Source organism: Collimonas humicola, from assembly GCF_018304945.1.
Taxonomy (GTDB): Bacteria; Pseudomonadota; Gammaproteobacteria; order Burkholderiales; family Burkholderiaceae_D; genus Collimonas; species Collimonas humicola.
In genome coordinates, this window is record NZ_JAGQEE010000001.1 from 1278358 (window position 1) to 1301296 (window position 22939).

Below are 22939 nucleotides of genomic sequence, written 5' to 3' on the forward strand. Positions count from 1 at the left end.
GGGACGGCAATCGCGCCCCTCTCCGCAACTGCATGCCGCGCTTTCCGCTTACAGGCCCAGGGCGGCAATACCAGCCTTGGCGATTTGCACGTCTTCAGTCGACTTCACGCCGGATACACCAACCGCACCCAGATACTCACCGCCGACAACGATAGGCACACCGCCTTCGAGCAGGCCTTCCAGGTTTGGTGCAGTAATGAACGAAAAACGCCCGTTATTGATCATGTCTTCGTAAATCTTCGATTCGCGCTGACCCAAAGCGGAAGTCTTGGCCTTGGCCGGCGAAATGTGCGCCGAAATCGGCGCTGCACCGTCCATGCGCTGCAGCCACAGCAGGTGACCACCGTCGTCGACGATGGAAATCGTCACCGCCCAGTGATTCGCCAGCGCTTCCGCCTCTGCTGCAGCGGCAATTTTCTTGACATCATCGAGTGTCAACACTTGTTTCGATTTCATTTTTGCTCCTTGTGAAAATAACTGATTATTGTACTTTAGTGCCTCGCAATAGACATCAACCAGCAACATTCCTCGCCCAGATAATTTCTGGCGCGATATTTGCTTTGCAGAAACCATGAAAATCGCAGCATGCCGACCATCTTTCTGATTAGTCCGATATTAATTGCAATATTGTCATGGTAAAGTAGCTGCCTTTCGCCTCTCCGGTTTGACAGGCGGGTCTTATTCACTTACATTCATGCGGTCGTAATGTCACAGAGCCCATCTAACACGATGACGATTAAAGAAGCCGTCCCTCATTTCCAGACCTTGGTCCTGGCTTGCACGCTGATCGCCAGTTTGTGGCTGTGCAGCTCCGCGCGGGCTTCCGACATTACCGTCTTTGAACCGCAACCCCAGCCTCTCACCACCCGCAGCAAACTCCAGCAGTTCACGGACCGCGCCTCGGACTTGGCAGTGAGCGCGATGGGCATGATCGGAATTCATTACAAATACGGTGGCAACAACCCGGAAAACGGCCTCGATTGCAGCGGTTTGGTACGCTATGTATTCAAAGACGCCTGGGGCGTGAATGTGCCACGCACGGCGGCGGAGCTGAGCCGCAGCGGCGAAAAAATCGACAAGCAGGATTTGAAGCCGGGCGACCTGGTGTTTTATAACACTTTGCGCCGCAGCTTCTCTCACGTCGGCATCTACCTCGGCGACAACAAATTCATCCACGCCCCGTCCAGCGGCGGCAAGGTGCGTATCGAGAGCATGGACCTGGCCTACTGGAAATCGCGCTTCAATGGTGCGCGCCGCATCAACGACCCCGAGCCGGGCAGCGACAATCAGCAATAAACAATAAGCAGTAAGCAGCGCTCAATCGCAATTGGCGCAAAAAATCCCCTGCCGGTGGCGATACAGCTACCCGCAGCGCCAACGGGATTGCAATACCCCCGGTCATTCTTCGCGCTTGTCCTTCAGCTTCTTCTTGATGACGGCCATTTGGGCCATGGCCGCCTGCTCGCCCGCCAGGATCGCGGTATTGCGCGCGGCAAAATCATTACCCTTCATCGCCCCCAGCTCAGGACGGATGACGATGTCCGCATCTTTCAATTCATAGCTATTGATGCTTTGGCCCATGATGGCGAACGTCTGCAGCAGCACATCGACCGAGCTGGAAGCGGCCTGCGCTTCCGGCGATGCGGAAATATTCACGGCGATCACGAAATCCGCCCCCATTTCATGGGCAAAGCGCACCGGCACCGACGACACCAGGCCGCCATCGACATATTGCCGGCCGCCGACAAGCACTGACTGGAATACGCCAGGAACGGCCGAAGAAGCACGCACGGCGGTCCCTGTATTGCCACGTCGGAACAATATCGGCGCACCGCTGTTCAGGTCGGTCGCCACAGCGCCGAACGGGATCTTCAGTTTTTCAATCGGTACATTGTGGATAGTCTTGTTGACGTAGTTCTGGATCGCCTCGCCCTTCAGCACGCCGCTGACCTTGGCAAAAAATGGCACCGACCAGTCTGAAATCGCCGCCTCGTCCATCTGCAGCGCAATCTTTTGCAGGGCGAAGCCGTTGTTGCCGGCTGCGTACAGCGCGCCGACGACACTGCCGGCGCTGGTGCCCACAACAATGTCAGGCACGATGCCTTGCGACTCCAACGCCTTGATCACACCGACATGGGCAAAGCCGCGCGCAGCGCCTCCACCTAGCGCCAGGCCGATCTTGACCGGCTTGCTGATTTTCGGCTGCACCGTTGGCACAACCGGCGCCGGCTGCGTCGGCGATGTGGTCTGGCCGCCGCCGCACGCGGATAGAACGGCGCACAGGGCAAGGCTAATGGCGAAACGCGGGGATAGGTGCAAAGATGGCATGGCGGTCTGCAGGTTGGCGGGCAAATAGGCGACAGGCTGTCGCCGCAGAATTGTAGCCGATGTTGACGATTTCAGCCCGTGCCGCGGACGCTTAAACTTCCTCTTCAGCAACAATCGAACTTGCCGGCAGCCTGACGGTGAAGACGCTGCCCTCGCCCGGCCGCGACTCCACGCCCAGGGTGCCGTGATGGCGCAGCAGGACATGCTTGACGATCGCCAGGCCGAGGCCGGTGCCCTGGGTTTCCCGCGAACGGCTCTTGTCGACCCGGTAAAAACGCTCGGTCAGGCGGGAAATATGCTCGCTGCTGATGCCGATGCCCGAATCCCTGACTACCAGCTGCGGACCGGCCTTGCTGTTTTGCCAGGCGATCTGGATCTTGCCGCCGGCCGGCGTGTAGCGCACCGCGTTGGAAATCAGGTTGCTGAAGGCGCTGCGCAGCTCGTCGCTGCTGCCATTGATGTCCGGGCCGTCGACCGTCAGCGACAGCACATGCTTGCCGGCTGAGAGGATTTCCGCCTCCAGCAGCAGGTTGTGCAGCATGGCGTCGATATTCACGCGCTCCGGCCGCAAGGGATAATCGACCGACTCCAGCCGGGTCAGGGTGAGCATGTCGCCGATCAGGCTTTGCATGCGATGGCCCTGTTCTGTCATCAGCTGCAAATGCGCGGAGCGGGTTTTCTGATCGAGGTCGGGCTGTGCCTGGGCGATCTCCAGGAAGCCGTTGATGACGGTCAGCGGCGTGCGCAGCTCGTGCGAGGCATTGGCGATGAAGTCGCGCCGCATCATGTCGATCCGCTCGGATTCGGTGGCGTCGTGCGTCACCAGGATCTGGCGGCGGTTTTCGAACGGAATGATCTGCACGATCAGCTTGCGTTCGCGCAAGCTCAGCGTCAGCGGCTGGTCGTAACGGCCGAGGATGATGTAGTCGATGAAATCCGGGGTGCGGATCAGGTTGGTAACACGCATCCCTTTATCGCGCCCGTGCTGCAGGCCCAGATGCCGTTCAGCGGCCGGATTGCACCACTCCAGGAACAGCACGTCGTCCATGATGACGACGCCGTCCGGCAGCAGATGCATGGCCTGGCGGAAGCGCGCCAGCCATTCGCTCAGCTCGGTCTGGTGCTTTTCGTCGTCGCGCCGCAATCTGTAAAGCCGCGAAAAAATATCGGTCCAGGCGCCCCAGCCGTCCGGCAGCTTCTCGCTGCGCGGATTGTCCAGCCAGCCGCTGAGACGGAACAGGTAATGCAGCTGCACCACCACCGCCACCGACATCAGGGCGAGTCCCAGCAGCAGGCCGGGGGTGGCGCCGAACAAGGCCCAGATCACGCCTGAGACGACAAAGATCAACAGGATCCGCAGCAAGGCCGGGATCCAGAACAGCATCTGTGGATTCATAAATCACTATTTTGCGATGGAAGCATCGGTTAAGCCACCGGCAGGACGAACCCCGCCGGCGATCTGCCAGGACCTGGCTGGCTTGTATTTTGCGCTACTTTGCCGAAAGCATGTAGCCGACGCTGCGCACTGTGCGGATCAGGTGCTCAGATTCCCGCAGCGCCTTGCGCAGACGCAGCACGTGGACGTCGACGGTACGCTCTTCGATCACTACGTGGTCGCCCCATACCTTGTCCAGCAGCTGGCTGCGGGAAAACACCCGGTCCGGATTCGCCATGAAAAATTTCAGCAGGCGATACTCGGCATGGCCGATATCGATCTTCTGGTTCTCCAGGCATACCGAGCAGCTGGCCGGATCGAGCGACACCGCGCCGGCCGACATCATGCCTGGCGCCTCATCGCCGCCCTTGCGCCGCAGCAGCGCCTTCACCCGCGAGGTCAGCTCGCGCGGCGAGAACGGCTTGGTCATGTAGTCGTCGGCGCCGTTGTCCAGGCCTTGGACCTTATCCTCTTCCATGCTTTTCGCGGTCAGCATCATCACCAGCATCGATTGCAGCTGGCGGTCGGCGCGCATTTGCGACAGCAGGCGCAAGCCGCTCTGGTCGGGCAGCATCCAGTCCAGCAGCACCAGGTGCGGCATGCGGCGCTGGACGAATTCCCAGCCGTCGGCAGCGGTATGAACGATGGACGGGGTCCAGCCTGCTTCCTTGATGGTGAAGCCTATCAATTCGGCAATTGCCGGCTCATCTTCGATAATCAGGATAGAGGTTTTATCGGCGGCCATTTTTCAATGCGTAGTTAATATTCATCAAAAACATTAAACTTCGTCGTCGAGCTGGCTGGTCGCATAATCGGTGTGGCGGATATCCTTGCCTTCGACAATATAGATCACGTATTCGGCAATATTCTTGGCGTGGTCGCCAATGCGTTCGACCGCCTTTGCCACCCACAGGGTATCCATGGAGGCCGAAATGGTGCGCGGATCTTCCATCATGAAAGTGATCAGGTTGCGCATGATCGAGCGGAAATCGCGGTCGATCACGGCGTCCTGGGCAATCAGCCGCATCGCCTGCTTTTCGTCCAGCCGCGCCAGCGCGTCCAGCGCATCGTGCAGCAGGTCGGCGGCGCCGCTGGCGATCACGCGCACCGTTTCGGTATGGTCGATGGTGCCGATGCCGCGCTTGTGCAAATGGATCGCGGTACGGGCGATCTTGGCGGCCTCGTCGCCGATGCGCTCGAGATCGGTAATCACCTTGATGGTCGCCATCACGGTGCGCAAATCGTTGGCGGTCGGCTGGCGGCGCACGATCAGGTGGCTGCAGGCATCGTCCAGTTCGACTTCCAGGCGGTTGACCTGATCGTCATCCTTGATCACGCGCTCGGCCGCATCCAGGTTGCCGTTGCGGAAAACGTTGATCGCTTCCTGAAACTGCCGCTCCACCAGGCCGCCCATGAGCAATACCTTGGAGCGAATGGTTTCCAGGTCGGTGTCGTACTGCTTTGAAGAGTGTTCGCCTGTCATCTGATTTCTTTCTGTGCTTTGCGGTGTGTATTCTTAACCTGAGATCGCATCAACCAAAACGGCCAGTGATGTAGTCCTGGGTTTCCTTGCGCGCCGGGTTCATGAAAATCTGGTCGGTCTCGCCGAACTCCACCAGCTCGCCCAGGTACATATAGGCGGTATAGTCCGAGCAGCGCGCGGCCTGCTGCATGTTGTGGGTGACGATGGCGATCGTGTAGTCCTGCTTCAGCTCGCTGATCAGTTCTTCCACCTTGGCGGTCGAGATCGGGTCCAGCGCCGAAGTCGGCTCATCGAGCAGCAGCACGTCGGGACGCACCGCGACGCTGCGGGCGATGCACAGGCGCTGCTGCTGGCCGCCCGAGAGGCTCAGGCCGCTCTTGTTCAGCTTGTCCTTGACTTCGCCCCACAAGGCGGCTTTCGACAGCGCCCATTCGACGCGCTCGTCCATTTCGCCCTTAGGCAGGTTTTCGTAGAGGCGGATGCCGAAAGCGATGTTGTCGTAGATCGACATTGGGAACGGCGTCGGTTTCTGGAACACCATGCCGACCTTGGCGCGCAGCATGTTCAGATCCTGCCCCGGCTCCAGGATATTGCGGCCGGCGTAGATGATCTTGCCTTCGGCGCGCTGGCCCGGATACAGGTCGTACATGCGGTTGAGCGTACGCAGCAAGGTCGACTTGCCGCAACCCGAAGGACCGATGAATGCCGTCACCTTCTTTTCATTCACTTGCAGATTGATATTCTTCAAGCCCTGGAAATTACCGTAAAAGAAATTCAGCTGCGAGATTTCTATGGTCGGCTGCTTCATTGGCGCCTTTATCGAAGTCATATCGAGTTGATTCGGTTTCATTGAGGTTTGCATGATAGGGATGGCAATCTAAGTGAATACATGAGCCTGAAATTAGCCTGGAAATTAACCTGGAATCTTCTGGCTGAATAATGACCGCGATACGATGTTCAAGGCCAGCACGCTGAAGGTGATCAGCAACGCCCCGCCCCAAGCCAGCGGCACCCAGTTGTCAAACGGGCTCATGGCAAACTGGCTGATGACGACCGGCAGGTTGGCGATCGGCTTGTTCATGTTGGTGCTGAAGAACTGGTTGTTCAACGCCGTGAACAGCAGCGGCGCGGTTTCGCCGGCGATACGCGCCACCGCCAGCAGCACGCCGGTGACGACACCAGCCTTGACCGCACGCAGGCGCACCAGCAATGCAACCTTCCAGCGCGGCGCACCGAGTGCGAAAGCCGCTTCGCGCAGATTGCCCGGCACCAGTTTCAGCATATTGTCGGTCGTGCGCACCACCACCGGCACCGCAATCAGCGACAGCGCGAAGGAACCGGCCCAGCCTGAAAAATGGCCTACCTTGGCGACGTAGATCGCGTACACGAACAGGCCGATGACGATCGATGGCGCCGACAGCATGATGTCGGTCACGAAGCGCGTCACCTGCGCCAGCTTGCTTTCCTCGCCGTATTCGGCCAGGTAGATGCCGGCCAGGATGCCGATCGGGGTGCTGAACACCGTTGCCAGGCCGACCAGCATCAGGCTGCCGATGATCGGATTGAGCAAGCCGCCGGAGCCGGAACCTGGCGCCGGGGTGTTTTGCGTCAGGATGCCCATGTTGAGGGCGCCGAAGCCCTTGATCACCAGGGTCGCCAGGATCCATGCCAGCACGGCCAGTCCCAGCGCCATCGCCAGAAACGACAGCACCATGCCGAAACGGTGCATCAGCAGGCGCTTGCGGTAGACCGGGTTGACCAGCGGCGTGGCCAGGACGTCGATGTTGGTTTGCGGAGAGTTCATTATTTGGCACCTTCTTTACGGGACATGCCCATCAACATGATTTTGGCGATCGACAAGACGATGAAGGTGATCACGAACAGGATCAGGCCCAGCGCAAACAAGGCCGATACGTGGAGCGTGGTGGAAGCTTCGGCGATTTCGTTGGCCAGGGTGGAGGCGATACTGTTGCCGGAGGCGAACAGCGACCACGACAGGCGCTGCGCATTGCCGATCACGAAAGTCACCGCCATGGTCTCGCCCAGGGCTCGTCCCAGTCCAAGCATGACGCCGCCGACGACACCGGTCTTGGCATACGGCAGCACCACTTTGCGCACCACTTCCCAGCGGGTGCAGCCAAGGCCGTAGGCCGATTCTTTCAATACCGCAGGGACGACTTCAAAGACGTCGCGCATCACCGAGGAAATGAAGGGAATGATCATGACCGCCAGGATCAGGCCGGCGGTCAGCAGGCCGATGCCCATTTTCGGGCCGCTGAAAAAGACGCCGATGAACGGCACGTTGCCCAGCGTGGAAGCGAGGAAAGGCTGGCCGTATTCGGCAAACAGCGGCGCAAACACGAACAAGCCCCACATGCCGTAGATGATGCTTGGCACGCCGGCCAGCAGTTCTACGGCGGTGCCGAGCGGCCGGCGCAATTTGGCCGGGCAGATTTCAGTCAGGAACAGGGCAATGCCGAAACTGACCGGGAATGCAATCACCAGTGCAATGAAGGAAGTCACCAGGGTGCCGACGATGGCGATCATGGCGCCGTAATGGTCGTTGACCGGATCCCATTCGACGGTGGTGATAAAGGAAGGTCCGAATTCGCGGAATACCGGCCAGGCGCCGATCGCCAGGCAGACGATGATCCCCAGCAGGACGAACAGCACGATCAGCGAAAACAGCAGCGTGACCTTGTGGAACAGGAAATCCTGAATCCGTTGCTTGCGCATGGTCGCCAGCAAGGTCTGGTGCGATATGCCCGCCTGTTCAGCGGTGCTTGCCTGGGGAGAGATCGATTGTGCCATGACAGGAATATTTGCACTCATGAGTAGCGATATCCGATGAAGAATAAGATGCGGCGGCAAAAACATCCAGCAGCCGGACCGCGCTCGACCTGGAGATGTTTCGCGTGGAGACTATTTTGCGACTAAACAATATCAACGACACGGGCAGTGCTCAATCTTCCCTGAGCTGCTGCCCGCTGTACTTCTGAACCATCTGCATCGGCAAACATTGCCGCCGCCAGGCAAAACCGGACTGGCGGCGGCTTGCAACAATTACCAGACTGCCTTGCCGGCGTTGTCCTTGATTTGCGACTTCCAGGACTCTTCCACCAGCTTCACGACCGATGCCGGGATGGCAACGTAGTCAAGTTCGGTGGCTGCAGTGCCGCCGTTCTTGTAAGCCCATTCAAAGAATTTCAAGACTTCCTTGCCCTTGGCTGCATCAGGCTGGGTTTTGTGGATCAGGATGAACGAAGCGCTGGTGATAGGCCAGCTGGTCTTGCCGGCTGCGTCCGTGAAATCGACTGCGAAACCCGGTGTCTTGGCCCAGTCGGCGCCGGCTGCGGCCGCCTTGAAAGTTTCGTCGTCCGGCTGCACGAAGCCGCCGTCGCGATTCTTCAGCTGCGTGTGCAGCAGCTTGTTTTTCTTGGCGTAGGCATATTCAACATAGCCGATCGAACCCTTGATCTTTTGCACGTTGGCGGAAACGCCTTCATTGCCCTTGCCGCCTACGCCGACTGGCCATTTGACAGCAGTGCCGGCGCCGACGCCGCTCTTGAAGTCAGGGCTGGTCTTCGACAGGTAGCTGGTGAACACGAAGGACGTGCCCGAACCGTCGGCGCGGTACACCACGGTGATGTCGGCCGCAGGCAGCTTGACGCCTGGATTGAGCGCGGTGATTTCAGGTGCATTCCACTTGGTGATCTTGCCCAGGTAGATGTCGGCCAGAACAGGGCCGGTCAGCTTGACTTGGCCTGGAGTCACGCCGTCCAGGTTGACGACAGGCACCACGCCGCCCATGATCGCAGGGAACTGCGCCAGGTTGTCAGCATTCAGGTCTTCCACCTTCAGTGGCATGTCGGAAGCGCCGAAGTCCACGGTCTTGGCCTTGATCTGTTTGATGCCGCCGCCAGAACCGATCGACTGGTAGTTCAGGCTGTTGCCGGTTGCGTCCTTGTAGGCTTCAGCCCACTTCGAGTAAATAGGATAAGGAAAAGAAGCGCCGGCGCCGGTGATTTCGGCAGCCATGACTGAAGAAACCGCCAGTGTCGAACCCATTGCGAGAATGGCGGCTTTAACGAGGTAATTCAATCGCATTTATTACTCCCTTGTTGACTGTAAATGTGGTGTGCCCAGGTCGAGACTGTTGTGAAATTGTTCTCTTTGCAGTGAAGCCAGTTTCACAACAGCCCCTAAGACAGGGCGAACTCTAACCAAGATTTATGACAGCTTTATGACGAAGAAAAAATGAATGTTAAAGGCATTTGATTGTCAGTAAAATAACAATTGCTGCACCGCAATTAAAGATGGCTATACTAGGCTTGCCGGGTGGGTCCGCCTCACGCCAGATAACATTGCCTAACCTCTCAAGCTCTTCCATTTTCTTCATCAAGCTGTCATATTCACTACATACACTTCGCCCTAACCATGAGACCAGCTGCCTGATTCATGAACAAAAAAACCAAGTCGGACGATAATACGAAGCAACTTAGCGCCCGGTTAGGCGCCAACCCCAGCTTTTTAAATCGCGAATTGTCGCAGCTTGCCTTCAATCGCCGCGTCATGGCCCAGGCTGAAGACCGCCATATACCGCTGCTGGAACGATTGCGATACTTATGCATAGTCAGCAACAACCTCGACGAATTCTTTGAAGTCCGCATCGCCAGCCTGCTGGCCAACAGCCAGATTGAAGGAGTAAGCGCCGATCCGCCGGCCCTGATAGCCGCGCTGGAACGCACCAGCATCGAATGCCACCAGATTGTCGACCGCCAGTACGCCATCCTCAACCAGACCATCCTGCCGCAGCTATCGGCCAGCGGCATCCACCTGCTGCGGCACAGCGACCGCAACGAAGAGCAGCGGGCTTGGGTAAAAGCCTTCTTTGACCAGGAAATCCGGCCGCTGCTGACCCCCATAGGGCTGGATCCAGCCCACCCCTTCCCCCAGGTAGTCAACAAAAGCCTCAATTTCATTGTCGAAATGGCAGGCAAGGATGCCTTCGGCCGCAGCACCTCGATCGCCATCATCAAGGCGCCGCGCGTGCTGCCGCGCGTGATCCGGCTGCCGGATGTGCTGTCGCCCAGCGGCGCCTCGTTCTGCCTGCTGTCGTCGATCATCCATGCCCATATAGGCGATCTGTTCAGCGGGCGGGAGATATTGGCCTATTCGCAATTCCGGGTCACCCGCAACAGCGATCTCTGGGTGGATGAAGAAGAAGTAAAAAACCTGCGGCAAGCCCTGCAAAGCGAATTGCAAAGCCGCCAGTTCGGCGTCGCCGTAAGGCTGGAGGTGGCGCGCAACTGTCCGCACCATCTGGCGCATTTCCTGCTCGAACAGTTTGCCATCGCCCCCAACCGCTTGTACGCCGTGGACGGCCCGGTCAATATGGTGCGGCTGTCGGAAATGATCGATCAGATCAACGTTCCCGAGCTGCGCTTCCCGCCCTTCGCTGCCGGCCTGCCGCCGCAGCTGGACTCGGGCGGCGACATTTTCGAACAGCTGAAGCAGAAAGATATCCTGCTGCACCACCCTTTCCAGTCATTCCAGCCGGTAGTCGATTTCGTCCGCTCGGCGGCTTTCGACGGCAATGTCGTCGCAATCAAGCAGACCATTTACCGTACCGGCATGAACTCCGACCTGATGGAAGCGCTGATCCTGGCGGCGCAACGCGGCAAGGAAGTCACCGTGGTGGTGGAACTGATGGCGCGCTTCGACGAAGAGGCCAATATCAACTGGGCCGACAGGCTGGAACGCGCCGGCGCCCAGGTGGTATACGGCGTAGTCGGCCTCAAGACCCACGCCAAGCTGTCGCTGGTGATCCGCCGCGAGCGCGACAAGGACGGCAACGGCGAGCTGCGCTATTACGCGCATCTCGGCACCGGCAACTACCATCCGACCACCACTAAACTGTATACCGACTTCGGCCTGCTCACCTCGAACCAGAAGCTGGCGACCGAAGTCAATGAAGTCTTCATGCACCTGACCAGCCTGACCAAGCCCAAGAAAATGGATTACCTGTGGCTGGCGCCCTTCCTGTTGCAAAAGGAAATCATCCGGGCCATTCACAATGAAGCCGAGATTGCCCGCAAGGGCCGGCCGGCGCGCATCGTCGCCAAGATGAATGCGCTGCTGGACGAATCGGTCATCCGCGCCCTCTACCAAGCCTCGGCCGACGGCGTCAAGATCGAGCTGATCGTGCGCGGCGCCTGCGCGCTCAGGCCCGGCGTTCCCGGCCTGTCCGAGAATATCCACGTGCGCTCCGTCATCGGCCGTTTCCTTGAGCACAGCCGCATCTATTACTTCCGCAACAATCTGCAGCATGACGTCTATCTGGCGAGCGCCGACTGGATGAACCGCAATCTGTTCCGGCGCGTCGAGGTCGGCTTCCCGGTACTCGACAAATTACTCAAGCGGCGAGTCATCAACGAAGGCCTGACGCCTTACCTGAAAGACAACACCAACGCCTGGAACCTCGGTTCCGACGGCAACTGGAACAAACCCAGGCAACATCGGCGGCAAAAACAATACAATGCGCAACGCCACCTGATGCTGGCGCTGGGTGCACTTTCTCCCTCGCAGTCGCCCTCCCGTCCTGCCAACAAGTGAGCAAGGAAAAAACATGGAATTGATCCTATGGCGTCACGCTGAGGCGGAAATCGGCGAACCGGACGAAGGCCGCGCCCTGACCGGCAAAGGCCACAAGCAGGCGTGGAAAATGGCTGACTGGCTGGACCGCAACCTGCCGCACAGCTGCAAGATCATCAGCAGCCCGGCTACCCGCACGCTGCAGACCGCCGAGGCGCTCGGCCGCAAATTTAAGATCCATCCCGACCTCGCCCCCGACTGCAGCGCCGAGCAATTGCTGGCCGTCGCCAACTGGCCCAACAACCGCGAACCGGTGCTGATCATCGGCCACCAGCCGACGCTGGGCCAGGCCGCGGCCTTGCTGGTAGCCGGCCAGATGCAGGAATGGTCTATCCGAAAAGGCAGCATCTGGTGGATTGCCCAACGCGAGCGCGGCGACATCACGACCAACTTCCTCAAGGCGGTCATGTCGCCGGACCTGATCGCCAAATAGAAGCCTGTTCGAAAACCTGCATAGCGCGCTGGCAGGTGGTATATTTGCGGCCAGCCGTTTAAAAGTATTTCGATTTATACGGTTGTTGTTAAACTACAGGATTTTTGCGGCATTTCTGTGCATAAGATAAAATGGGACTTGCATTGCATAATTTGCAACTGCCGATCCCGTTGTACTGGACCACCCAAGAGGTAAGGCATGCTCTATCAATTCCACGAATTCAACCGCTCTCTGCTGCATCCGCTGGTGCAATGGGCAGATGCAGGCACCCGACTCTTCACCGATCCAATCTCGCCGCTTGCCCACACGCCGTTTGCGCAACGTATCGCCGCCGGTTACGAACTGATGTACCGCATCGGCAAGGAATATGAAAAGCCGACATTCGACATCGTCAATACGCTGGTCAAGGATAAGGAAGTCGGGATTACCGAAGAAGTCGTCACCTCCCTGCCGTTTTGCCGATTGTTGCATTTTAAGAAAAATTTGAGCAATAAGGAAAGCGCCGCCCTGAAACAGCCGACCGTGCTGCTGGTTGCGCCGCTGTCCGGCCACCATTCGACGCTGCTGCGCGATACCGTGCGCGGCCTGTTGACGGAACACGATGTCTACATCACCGACTGGACAGATGCCCGCATGGTCCCGGCCAGCGCCGGCGCTTTCCACCTGCATGACTATATATATTACGTGCAGGCGTTCATCCGCCTGCTGGGCCCGGACCTGCACGTGATCTCCGTCTGCCAGCCGACCGTGCCGGTACTGGCGGCGATTTCGCTGATGGCGACGGAAAAAGACAGCCACCTGCCGAAAAGCATGACCATGATGGGCGGCCCGATCGATCCGCGCAAATCGCCGACCGAAGTCAACAATCTGGCCACGGACAAGCCGTTCAGCTGGTTCGAGAATACCGTCATCTATAGCGTGCCGGCCAACTACCCTGGCTTCGGCCGCAAGGTCTACCCGGGCTTCCTGCAGCACGCCGGCTTTGTCGCGATGAACCGCAGCCGCCATGCCCAGAGCCACTGGGATTTCTACATGCATCTGCGCGAGGGCGACAACGAATCCGCGGAAAGCCATCGCAAGTTCTACAACGAATACAATGCGGTGCTGGACATGCCGGCCGAATACTATCTGGAAACCATCAAGACGGTGTTCCAGGATTTCAGCCTGCCGCAAGGCACCTGGGAAATCGAAGGCAAGCTGGTCCGTCCGCAGGATATCAAGACGGTGGCGCTGTTCACCATCGAAGGCGAACTGGACGACATTTCAGGCCCGGGGCAAACCCAGGCGGCCCACGACCTGTGCAGCGCCATCCCGAAAGCCAAGAAGCAGCATTTCACTGCTGAAAAATGCGGCCATTTCGGCATCTTCTCCGGCCGCCGCTGGCGCGAGATCATTTGCCCGAAGATCACCGCGTTCATCAAGGCCAACGCCTGAGCGTTAGCGCTATCGCCTCGAACCGCAGTAATGAAGCCGTTCCTTGCACAGGAACGGCTATAATTTTCGCAATATTCGGCAAAGTCTTTTTATATAAGGCCGTGCGGCGTATTTATAAAAAATAAGATTTCCGCAAACGGCAATCTTTTCCGCAAAAAACCAATTTCTTCCACTCCAATGCCGGTGCTGCAGACATCGCCAGGCGGATTACCTGGTCTACTCGCTGAAGTTGTTATACAGCTTCAGGTTTGGCAATTGGAATAGTTCTCCTTGCTCGAAATCCTATTCTTGAGAATATTGAATGAGCAATCACAGGAAGCCAGAACATCAGCCAGATACCATATGACGAGAAATAAGCATCTTCGAAAACCGTCATCATGAGTGGGTACAGGGATAAGGCATAGAGATATATCGAGAGAGGTGTTCCCCACTGGAGGTAACGCATATAAAGACGTTGGTGAAATATGCCCAGGAAAATAAAAAGGCATAAAACGCCGATCGAACCGAAATCATGGGTCACTGGAAACAGTGCCGTATATGTGTTGCAATTGAACGGGATCTGAGCAAATTCATTGACTGGATCGCGTGGCAACATGTCGAACACCGGCCGCAAGAATGACGGCATCATTGCGAGACTATCGACTGCGGGACTTCCAGTGCTCAAGAAATTATTGAAGCATGACAGGCTGCTGAATAAATAGACCTGCAGATTCCAACCGATCTGCTCCATCAATCCATCATCACCCTCACCTTTGCCAAGAACTACGGCAATTCCAAAAAAGAGCACTACGAATAGGGCGGCAAAAATTAACATATGCCGAGTCTTAATTGCTCCACGACGCTTCAGAATTGCGATAGCAGCGATCGTAAACACGAGCAATTGAAGGCGTCCTGTCGTCAATATCGAAGCGATCGTACCGACAAGCAGCAATAACGTTATCAATCTACGATTCAAGTTCTCTACATAGCAAAGAAAATAAAGGCAAAAGGCAGAATAAATAATCAATAATTTGATGGCTATTTCATAGGTCTGCAGGCCAGCAAATTTTGCATTGATGATTGCCAGGCGTATCGCTATAGGAGAAGTTGAATCGGCATTCACTACGAACCAATAAATTATGCCTACAAATAGGAATGGCGCAAAATAGATAAAGCGTTTTACCCATTTTGGAGAAACGTATCTGATGCGAAATGGTTTTCCAGGGAGCTTGAGACGCCCCGCTCCAGATGTCCCAATGAGAAATCCAGTAATTGCGATAGCAACAATTATCCATGCCTCATTCAAAAATGGATCAAAGGATTCTGCCCAAAAATAATGCACAATGATCTGGGGAATCCACAAGAGCAGAAATAAGAAGGCTGGGGAAAGCATAGTGTTGCCTAGAAATGTCTTAGAAACACTATTCTACACGACGGAACTTGCTATTTTTTTTAACTGGAGACGATCCCAAGGCAAATAAAGAAGAGAGCAGCGGCATGTCAGCGGCACAAGATCAATTGGGGTATTCCACATCAACGATGACAGCGCGTCATGTGCGACATCGCTGCGGAAAATTAGTTAACCCAATTGATTTTGAAGAAAAATACAGTGCATTGCACAGGAACGGCCTTTTTCATTTGACGTGGCGCCGCCATGCAGCGCCGGCATTGCAGCCCCGGTATAATACGAGCCATGTTGTCATCACCCAGCCTCCCGCCACAAGTGCCCGCGCCATCCTCGCCCTCCCTCGCCGACCGCATCGAAGCGCTGCTGCCGCAGACGCAATGCACCAAGTGCGGCTATCCTGCCTGCCGGCCGTATGCCGAAGCTGTCGCTGACGGCAGCGCCGGTTATAACCAGTGTCCGCCAGGCGGCAAGGAAGGCGTGGCCCGCCTGGCGCAACTGCTGCAACGGCCGGTCATCCCGCTCAATCCTCTGAACGGCGCCGAGCGGGCGCGGCCGGTAGCGGTCATCGATGAAGCCGCCTGCATCGGCTGTACGCTCTGCATCCAGGCTTGTCCGGTCGATGCCATCGCCGGCGCCGCCAAGCAGATGCATACGGTGATTGCCGAGCTCTGCACCGGCTGCGACCTGTGCGTGGCTCCTTGCCCGGTCGACTGCATTGCGATGGTCGATGTCAGCGCCGGGCAAACCGGCTGGGATGCATGGACCCAGCTGCAGGCCGACGCTGCGCGAGCGCGCCATGACTTCCATAGCTTCCGGCTGCGCCGCGAGAAACAGGAAAATGATGACCGGCTGGCGGCCAAGGCGGCAGAAAAACTAAAGGCCGTCGCCGCCGCGGCGGCCGCTACCCCGGAACAGCAAGCCGAGCTGCAGCGCAAGAAAGCCATCATCCAGGCCGCCATCGAACGCGCCCGCCTGAAGAAAGAACAACAAGCCGGACAGGCTGCCAAGGACTCTCCATGAACGCCGAAAAACGCCGGGAAATATTCACCCGCCTGCGCGCAGCGCTGCCGCATCCGACCACCGAACTGGAATACACCTCGCCTTTCGAATTGCTGATCTCGGTGATCCTGTCGGCGCAGGCGACCGACGTCTCGGTCAACAAGGCAACCCGCAAGCTGTACCCGGTCGCCAATACGCCGGCGCAAATCCATGCGCTCGGCGTCGACGGCCTGATCCCGTACATCCAGACCATCGGCCTGTACCGGACCAAGGCCAAGAATGTGATCGAAACCTGCCGCATGCTGGTGGAACTGCACGGCGGCCAGGTGCCGCGCACCCGCGAACAACTGGAAGCGCTGCCCGGAGTCGGCCGCAAGACTGCCAACGTGGTGCTCAATACCGCTTTCGGCGTGCCGACGATTGCCGTCGACACGCATATTTTCAGGGTCTCCAACCGCACGGGTATCGCACCGGGCAAGGATGTCGACGCGGTAGAACACAAGCTGATGAAGCTGGTGCCCTCCGAGTTCCTGCTGGACGCCCACCACTGGCTGATCCTGCATGGCCGCTATACCTGCATCGCGCGCAAGCCCCTCTGCTGGAATTGCAGCATCGCCGACTTGTGCGACTTCAAGGCCAAGACACCGCTGCCGGAAAAAGGGATCTGACCTCATGCCACATTCTCATCCGCACACCGAACATCACTTTGAAGCCAGCGACACGGTACGCGATATCGTGATCGGCATGGCCGACGGCCTCACCGTGCCGTTCGCGCTGGCGGCCGGCATCAGCGGCGCGGCGGTCGGCATCGATATCGTGGTCACCGCCGGCGTCGCGGAAATCGCCGCCGGCTCGATTGCCATGGGCCTGGGCGGCTACCTGGCGGGGCGCACCCAGCGCCAGCACTACTACGCCGAGCGCGAGCGCGAAGAGCAGGAAATCCTCAAGGTGCCGCATCGCGAGCGCAAGGAAGTGATCGACATCATGGCGCAATACGGCGTCACCAAGCAGGAGTGCGAACCGATGCTGGCCGGGCTGGAACGCAACCCGATAGCCTGGCGCGATTTCATGATGCGCTTTGAACTGGGGCTGGAAGAACCGCAAGCCGGCGCCGCCAGGAAAAGCGCCATCACCATTGCCCTCTCCTACCTGGTGGGCGGCCTGATTCCGCTGGCGCCGTATATGCTGATGCATTCGATTCCGCAAGCGCTGGCGGTTTCCACCGTCGTCACCCTGCTGGCCTTGTTTATCTTCGGCTTCCTGAAAGGCAGTGTCACCGGCACCGGCGCTTTCAAGTCGGCGCTGCAAACCTTGATGGTGGGCGGCCTGGCCGCCGCAGCAGCCTTTTCCATCGCCAGACTGATCAGTTGACTACCCAGGTTTAATCCGGCAATTGGGTTTTGAGGGCTCTTATGACAGGAGCGCAGCGTTCGCGAGAATCTGGCGGGCGGGCCCGACTCAGCAAACGAACAAGACGCATTTATCGTGCGCTGCTTCAGTAATTCTTGGCAAAAGCGGAAAAGCAAAAAGCATTGCCAAAAAGCGCCGACTCCAGCATTCCTGTGCGCAGGAAGCCGTCGACACAGCACCATCCAGGCACTTGTTCTGGACTAGATCGTGTCCTATATTCAAATCAGCGAAGTTGTTAATCAGTACGCAAGTACATTTGTCGACTCGGCAAAAAATGTTGGCGTGCTGAACTACGCATGGATTGGCCTGTGCAGCAGTAGCCAGTTCCAAGGCGAACTTCGCTCTCAGGAGACCTACTGCCGAGCCTTAGCTAGCATGATCATTGGCCATAGAAGGAGAAAAAAATGGACAATCGCACAGCTATCCGCAATCAGCAGCGCAGGAAGGTTCTGAAGGCCGTAGCCGCAGTCGGCGTTTTGCAAGCTACTGCGCCGTTCATCGCGAAGGCCTACGGAGCGGAGTCGCCGATAAAATTCGGACTCAATGACCCCCTTACAGGTACTTACGCAGAACTCGGGAAAAACGAGCAGACAGGATGTGAGCTAGCCATTCAGGAAATCAATTCCAAGGGAGGCATTCTCGGGCGCCCGGTGCAACTGGTGGTAGAAGACTCCACGAGCGCTGACACTGGTACCGCCGTGCAGAAAGCCCGAAAATTAATCATGCGCGACAAGGTGGATTTTCTACTTGGCAACGTCAATTCGGCGATGGCCCTGGCGATCGGCCAAGTCTCCAACGAACTTAAGGTCTTGCACATCGTCACCGGCGGACACACCGACGCCGTCACGGGTTCTGACTGTCACTGGAATGTGTTCCGGGTCTGCAATACCACGCGCATGGAAACCAATTCCGTGTCCAAAATCCTGTTCGACAAGTACGGTAAAAAATGGTTTTTCATCACACCGGATTATGCCTTCGGACACACCTTGCAGCTAGGCTTTGAAGCCAGTCTCAAGACATTCGGAGGAACAGAGGTCGGCGCCGCATTGGCCCCGCTCGGGACGACCGATTATTCGCCTTACCTGATCAAGGCACAGGCAGCAAATCCAGACGTAGTCCTCTTCCTGACTGCAGGAGATGACTCGGTCAACTCTCTCAAGCAGGCTGTGCAATTCGGCTTGGACAAGCGTTTTCATATAGCGGGCGCCCAACAGGAACTTGAAGTACTGGAAGGACTTCCCGCCAATGCCCGTATTGGCACCTGGGTGTTTGAATGGTACTGGAATCAACCTAACGTCCCGCATGTGAGCGAATTCGTCGCGGCAATCAAGAAGAAAACAGGTCGAGTGCCAACGGCGCGTCACTGGTTCGGCTACGTTTCGGCATGGACTCTCGCGCTCGTCGCCAATCAGGAGAAGACTCTGGACGCAGTCAAGCTGGCCAAGGCGCTGGAGGGCTTCAAGTTGCCGCCCGAAGTGGCCCTGATGCCAGACACCCCGTTCTTCCGCGCTGGCGATCATCAACTGATGCCGAACCTGTACGTCGGACATGCCGTCGAGAAGGGAGCGCTGCCAGAAGATCTTTTTCATGTGGACGCCGTGGTCAAAGGCGTCGATGTGGCGCTGCCGGTCGCACAGACGGGTTGCAGCATGAAGTGGACATAAATACGGGACATAAATACGGGACATAAGTACCGGACATAAGTACCGGACATAAGTACCGGGCATAAGTACCGGCCATAAGTACCGGCCATAAGTACCCGATTGCCAGCTCGCCACAGGGTTTGCGCACTTGGTTAAAACGACTGACTGATGCGCGCCGAGCAACATCTGGTGCACAACCAGCGGACAGGAAGGAGTCGCCGAATCAGATTGAGCTGCCCACAGGATCAGGTACCGGGCGGCCTCGGCGAAAGCAGCATGACCGAGCTCATCCTCTTCAACATCTTCAACGGGATCATCATCGGCGCATTCTACGCGCTGATGGCGCTCGGCCTTTCGCTTATCCTCAACCTTAGCGGCATCATCAATTTTGCGCATGGCGGTTTCCTGGCAACGGGCGCCTACCTGGCCTATATGCTGATCCCCTACACGGGTTTCTGGCTGGCCTTGCTGTTCGCGCCAATGCTCACTGCCATGCTTGGTTTAGTCGTGGAACGCATCTTGATCCGCCGGCTGTATGCACGGGATCCTTTGTACAGCCTGCTGCTGACATTCGGACTGGCATTCATATTTCAAGACGGCACCCGCTACATCTGGGGGCCACAGACCCTTCCCTATGAAATACCTGCTGCGCTGGCCACACCGCTGAACTCGACCTTGTTTTTCCTGACGGGATATCGATTGCTTATGATGCTGCTGGTCTTGGCCACAGTGATCGGACTGTTCCTTATCCTCAATCACACGCGACTTGGCATACGGATCCGCGCCGGGACTGCCGATCTCAACATGGTGTCCGCGCTGGGAATCAATGTCCGGATACTGCGCAACCTCAATTTCGGCCTAGGCATCTATCTGGCCGGACTGGCGGGCGTGCTGGCCGCCGGCATGCTCGGCTTGCAGCCGACCATAGGCGACTCCTTGATCATGCCAAGCTTCGTTACCATCATCGTCGGCGGCCTGGGCAGCCTGCCCGGCACGTTGCTGGCCGGGATTTTAATCGGAGTCGCGTCTAGCGTGACCTCGGTATTTTTTCCATCGGCAACTGAGGCAGTAATGTACGTAATGATGGCGCTCGTGCTGCTGCTGCGCCCGCGAGGCTTGCTGGGAGAAGAAGGGAGGCTGCGATGAACAGCCGCTATCGGTTCACCGGCGACCTCGTGATCTGGGCCGCCTTGCTCACCATGCCGTTCTGGATGCACTGGATTGGCGGTTATCCCGCATTGGGTAGCCGCGTCCTGGTCATGGCGCTGGCCGCCATGTCGCTCAATTTCCTGCTGGGGTTTACCGGCGTGCTGTCCTTCGGTCACGCAGCCTATTTCGGCCTGGGAGCCTACGGCGTAGGCATGACGATCAAGTACCTGGCGCCCAGCACGGCTCTTGGCATCCTGGTCGGAGTGGCAATCGGCACCGCCGCTGCCGCCGTCATCGGCGCGTTGATCGTCAAGCTGCGGGGCGTTTATTTTGCCATGGCGACAATCGCTTTCGGGCAGGTGTTCTATTTCATCGCATTTCGCTGGAATGACGTCACAGGCGGTGACGATGGTCTTTCCGGCTGGCATCGCATGCCTATCAACCTGGGCTTTCGGACCATCGACATCCTGGGCAGCGACAAAGCGTTCTATTATCTTGTGCTGATCTGCTTCGCCGTCGCCGTCGCCATCATGGCGGCCCTGCTGCGTTCGCCGTTTGGACGCACCCTCCTGGCGATCCGCGAGAATGAACGCCGGGCGCGCTTTCTCGGTATCCCGATAGAGCGCCACATCTGGTTGTCTTTCGTGATTTCCTGCCTATTCGTGAGCTTGGCCGGCACGCTTTATGCGTTGCTCAACAATTTCGCTGACCCGCATGGCCTGCGCTGGGATCAATCCGGAGACTTCGTCATCATGACAGTGCTCGGCGGCATGCGTTCGCTATGGGGGCCGTTGATTGGCGCGGCAATCTTTGTCGTTTTACAGGACTATATTTCCAGTCGAACCGAGAACTGGATGTCATTCATCGGCCTGCTGTTCATTCTCGTCGTGCTGTTTTTCCCGCGTGGCGTCCTCGGTATCGTCCGCAGAAAAGAGAATTCATGAGCTTGCTGACGGTTGAAAACGTTTCCTGCCATTTCGGCAGCTTGCGGGCGGTCAACGAAATATCGATGACTATCGAACCGGGCGAACTACGGGCCGTAATCGGCCCCAATGGCGCCGGCAAAACAACCTTCTTCAATCTGATCAGCGGCTTGTTTCCCCCCACGGCAGGACGCATTCTGTTCGATGGGCAAGACGTCACCGCAATGCCGCCCCATCAACGCGTGACAATGGGCATGGCTCGCACTTTTCAGATTACCGAAGTATTTCCTGAGCTATCGGTGCGCGACAATCTGCGAATTCCGGCCGAAATCGTCGCGGGCCACCGACTGAGCCCGTGGCTGTCGCGGGCCGCAACGATGAGGGTAAGCGAACGCGTTGATGAGCTGATCGCTATGGGCGGCCTGAATGCCAAGGCTGACCGGCTGGTCGGAGAATTGTCGCCAGGCGACCAGCGCACCGTCGAGATCATTATGTCCCTTGCGCTCAAGCCTCGCCTTCTGCTGCTTGACGAACCGACTGCCGGCATGGGCGACCAGGAAACTTACGATATCACTCAATTGATACGAAACCTGCATAAGGATCACGCACTTTCAATGATTCTTATCGAGCACGATATGCGTGTCATATTTCGCTTGGCCCAACGCATCACGGTACTGTCTGAAGGACAGGTACTGGCTGATGGCACGCCAGGTGAAATCGCAGCAAATGAAGAGGTACAAGCCGCTTACCTGGGAAAAACAAAATGAATGTCTTGGACGCCGAAGGCTTGCATACATTTTATGGCAAGAGCCATATTCTGCACGCGGTGTCACTCTGCGTCCGAGAAGGAGAAATCGTTGCCCTCCTGGGCCGCAACGGCGCAGGAAAGACTACCACGCTGCGCAGCCTGATGGGATTGACGCAGGCCAGCCAGGGTCATGTACGCATCTTGGGTAAAACGACCACTGCTTGGCCCCCGTATCGTATCGCCGCGCTCGGCGTTGGCTATGTCCCCGAAGGACGGTGCGTCTTCCAAAATCTGACCCTGGAAGAAAATCTCTTAGTGCCGCTCGAACGGAGCGGCCCATGGACGATCGAACGGATCTATAAGCTGTTTCCGCGCCTGAAGGAGCGCAGCACGAACAAGGGGCGGCAACTATCTGGCGGAGAGCAAGAGATGCTGGCGATTGCACGCGCGCTCATGCTCAATCCCAAGCTATTGCTGCTGGATGAACCTTCGCAAGGATTGGCGCCGCTCCTCGTTCAAGAGGTATTTGACGTGATTGGAACAATGCGCGATGAAGGTATTTCGATACTGCTGGTGGAGCAAAACGTACGTGCCGCGGTCGAGATCGCAGACAGCGCCTGCGTGCTTGATGACGGCCGCGTCGTTTTTCAGGGCGCCGCCAAAGAATTTGCAAGCGATGAAGCAAGAGTGCGCTCGCTGGCCGGCGCGAGCGTTGAGAATTGGGAAGACACCTAGCACCCTGGGGGCGAAATGACTTCAATTGCTTGATCTGCTTATCGGGAGCGGGTCAGCCCTCCCCTCTGCATTCAATCACTGGAAAATTGCAGTTGCATCTTCAGCTGCCGTAAGCTCCTGTTGTGAAGCCGTCAGTGTAAAAATACCCAACCGCTTCACACATAACTAGTTGAGAGAT

General features: G+C 57.5%; 22 protein-coding genes. 12 read left to right on the plus strand and 10 right to left on the minus strand.

All coding sequences use genetic code 11. The annotated features are described in order from the left end of the window. Positions 1-48: 48 nt before the first annotated feature. The gene (locus KHU30_RS05805; RefSeq protein ID WP_211441632.1) at positions 49-456 is read right to left on the minus strand and encodes a GlcG/HbpS family heme-binding protein; all 408 of its coding nucleotides are present in this window, start codon (positions 454-456) and stop codon (positions 49-51) included. A 273-nt stretch (positions 457-729) separates the two neighbouring features. On the opposite strand from KHU30_RS05805, the gene KHU30_RS05810 reads away from it, so the two are divergent. Beyond that, positions 730-1296, plus strand: a complete 567-nt coding sequence (locus KHU30_RS05810) for a C40 family peptidase (protein WP_211441633.1) — start codon at positions 730-732, stop codon at positions 1294-1296. 102 nt (positions 1297-1398) lie between these two features. Here KHU30_RS05810 and KHU30_RS05815 read toward each other — a convergent pair whose 3' ends face one another. The 8 genes from KHU30_RS05815 to pstS form a co-directional block, all read right to left on the minus strand. Then, positions 1399-2328 carry a patatin-like phospholipase family protein gene (locus KHU30_RS05815; protein ID WP_211441634.1) on the minus strand — a complete coding sequence of 310 codons (930 nt, stop codon included), beginning with the start codon at positions 2326-2328 and terminating at the stop codon, positions 1399-1401. A gap of 91 nt (positions 2329-2419) precedes the next feature. Beyond that, positions 2420-3724 carry a phosphate regulon sensor histidine kinase PhoR gene (phoR, locus tag KHU30_RS05820; protein WP_211441635.1) on the minus strand — a complete coding sequence of 435 codons (1305 nt, stop codon included), beginning with the start codon at positions 3722-3724 and terminating at the stop codon, positions 2420-2422. A 94-nt stretch (positions 3725-3818) separates the two neighbouring features. Then, positions 3819-4508 carry a winged helix-turn-helix domain-containing protein gene (locus tag KHU30_RS05825; RefSeq protein WP_098496642.1) on the minus strand — a complete coding sequence of 230 codons (690 nt, stop codon included), beginning with the start codon at positions 4506-4508 and terminating at the stop codon, positions 3819-3821. Between the two features lie 33 nt (positions 4509-4541). Next, a complete protein-coding gene (gene phoU, locus KHU30_RS05830; protein ID WP_211441636.1) occupies positions 4542-5246 on the minus strand; it encodes a phosphate signaling complex protein PhoU in 705 nt (234 codons plus the stop codon). A gap of 49 nt (positions 5247-5295) precedes the next feature. Then, complete coding sequence (gene pstB, locus KHU30_RS05835) at positions 5296-6096, minus strand: phosphate ABC transporter ATP-binding protein PstB (RefSeq protein WP_230411388.1); 801 nt, start codon at positions 6094-6096, stop codon at positions 5296-5298. Positions 6097-6159: 63 nt separating this feature from the next. After that, a complete protein-coding gene (gene pstA, locus KHU30_RS05840; protein ID WP_211441637.1) occupies positions 6160-7050 on the minus strand; it encodes a phosphate ABC transporter permease PstA in 891 nt (296 codons plus the stop codon). Next, a complete protein-coding gene (gene pstC, locus KHU30_RS05845; RefSeq protein ID WP_211441638.1) occupies positions 7050-8078 on the minus strand; it encodes a phosphate ABC transporter permease subunit PstC in 1029 nt (342 codons plus the stop codon). The genes pstA and pstC overlap by 1 nt, the downstream gene beginning before the upstream one ends. Before the next feature lie 231 nt (positions 8079-8309). Continuing rightward, positions 8310-9314 (minus strand): phosphate ABC transporter substrate-binding protein PstS, encoded by a 1005-nt coding sequence (pstS, locus tag KHU30_RS05850; RefSeq protein ID WP_407928042.1) that lies wholly within the window; start codon positions 9312-9314, stop codon positions 8310-8312. Between the two features lie 390 nt (positions 9315-9704). Between pstS and ppk1 the strand changes: the two genes are divergently transcribed. The 3 genes from ppk1 (at position 9705) to KHU30_RS05865 (ending at position 13767) form a co-directional block, all read left to right on the plus strand. Further along, positions 9705-11861: a polyphosphate kinase 1 gene (gene ppk1, locus KHU30_RS05855; RefSeq protein WP_211441640.1), complete on the plus strand. Its 2157-nt coding sequence runs from the start codon at positions 9705-9707 to the stop codon at positions 11859-11861. 13 nt (positions 11862-11874) lie between these two features. Further along, positions 11875-12333 carry a SixA phosphatase family protein gene (locus KHU30_RS05860; protein ID WP_098496636.1) on the plus strand — a complete coding sequence of 153 codons (459 nt, stop codon included), beginning with the start codon at positions 11875-11877 and terminating at the stop codon, positions 12331-12333. Positions 12334-12531: 198 nt separating this feature from the next. Beyond that, positions 12532-13767, plus strand: coding sequence for a polyhydroxyalkanoate depolymerase (locus KHU30_RS05865; RefSeq protein ID WP_211441641.1), 1236 nt, complete (start codon positions 12532-12534; stop codon positions 13765-13767). Positions 13768-13999: 232 nt separating this feature from the next. On the opposite strand, the gene KHU30_RS05870 is transcribed toward KHU30_RS05865, so the two are convergent. Then, on the minus strand, positions 14000-15139 hold the full coding sequence (locus KHU30_RS05870) for an O-antigen polymerase (protein ID WP_211441642.1): 1140 nt from the start codon (positions 15137-15139) through the stop codon (positions 14000-14002). A gap of 300 nt (positions 15140-15439) precedes the next feature. On the opposite strand from KHU30_RS05870, the gene rsxB reads away from it, so the two are divergent. The 8 genes from rsxB (at position 15440) to KHU30_RS05910 (ending at position 22761) form a co-directional block, all read left to right on the plus strand. Then, positions 15440-16174, plus strand: a complete 735-nt coding sequence (rsxB, locus tag KHU30_RS05875; protein ID WP_230427195.1) for an electron transport complex subunit RsxB — start codon at positions 15440-15442, stop codon at positions 16172-16174. After that, positions 16171-16821: an endonuclease III gene (gene nth / locus KHU30_RS05880; protein WP_211441644.1), complete on the plus strand. Its 651-nt coding sequence runs from the start codon at positions 16171-16173 to the stop codon at positions 16819-16821. The genes rsxB and nth overlap by 4 nt, the downstream gene beginning before the upstream one ends. Before the next feature lie 4 nt (positions 16822-16825). Next, positions 16826-17524 (plus strand): VIT1/CCC1 transporter family protein, encoded by a 699-nt coding sequence (locus KHU30_RS05885; protein ID WP_211441645.1) that lies wholly within the window; start codon positions 16826-16828, stop codon positions 17522-17524. A gap of 443 nt (positions 17525-17967) precedes the next feature. Further along, complete coding sequence (locus KHU30_RS05890; RefSeq protein WP_211441646.1) at positions 17968-19227, plus strand: ABC transporter substrate-binding protein; 1260 nt, start codon at positions 17968-17970, stop codon at positions 19225-19227. A gap of 255 nt (positions 19228-19482) precedes the next feature. Further along, the gene (locus tag KHU30_RS05895; RefSeq protein ID WP_211441647.1) at positions 19483-20352 is read left to right on the plus strand and encodes a branched-chain amino acid ABC transporter permease; all 870 of its coding nucleotides are present in this window, start codon (positions 19483-19485) and stop codon (positions 20350-20352) included. Beyond that, positions 20349-21299: a branched-chain amino acid ABC transporter permease gene (locus KHU30_RS05900; protein WP_211441648.1), complete on the plus strand. Its 951-nt coding sequence runs from the start codon at positions 20349-20351 to the stop codon at positions 21297-21299. Before KHU30_RS05895 ends, KHU30_RS05900 begins: the two co-directional genes overlap by 4 nt. Further along, on the plus strand, positions 21296-22045 hold the full coding sequence (locus tag KHU30_RS05905; RefSeq protein WP_211441649.1) for an ABC transporter ATP-binding protein: 750 nt from the start codon (positions 21296-21298) through the stop codon (positions 22043-22045). Before KHU30_RS05900 ends, KHU30_RS05905 begins: the two co-directional genes overlap by 4 nt. Beyond that, on the plus strand, positions 22042-22761 hold the full coding sequence (locus KHU30_RS05910) for an ABC transporter ATP-binding protein (RefSeq protein WP_211441650.1): 720 nt from the start codon (positions 22042-22044) through the stop codon (positions 22759-22761). Before KHU30_RS05905 ends, KHU30_RS05910 begins: the two co-directional genes overlap by 4 nt. The last annotated feature ends 178 nt before the right edge of the window (positions 22762-22939 follow it).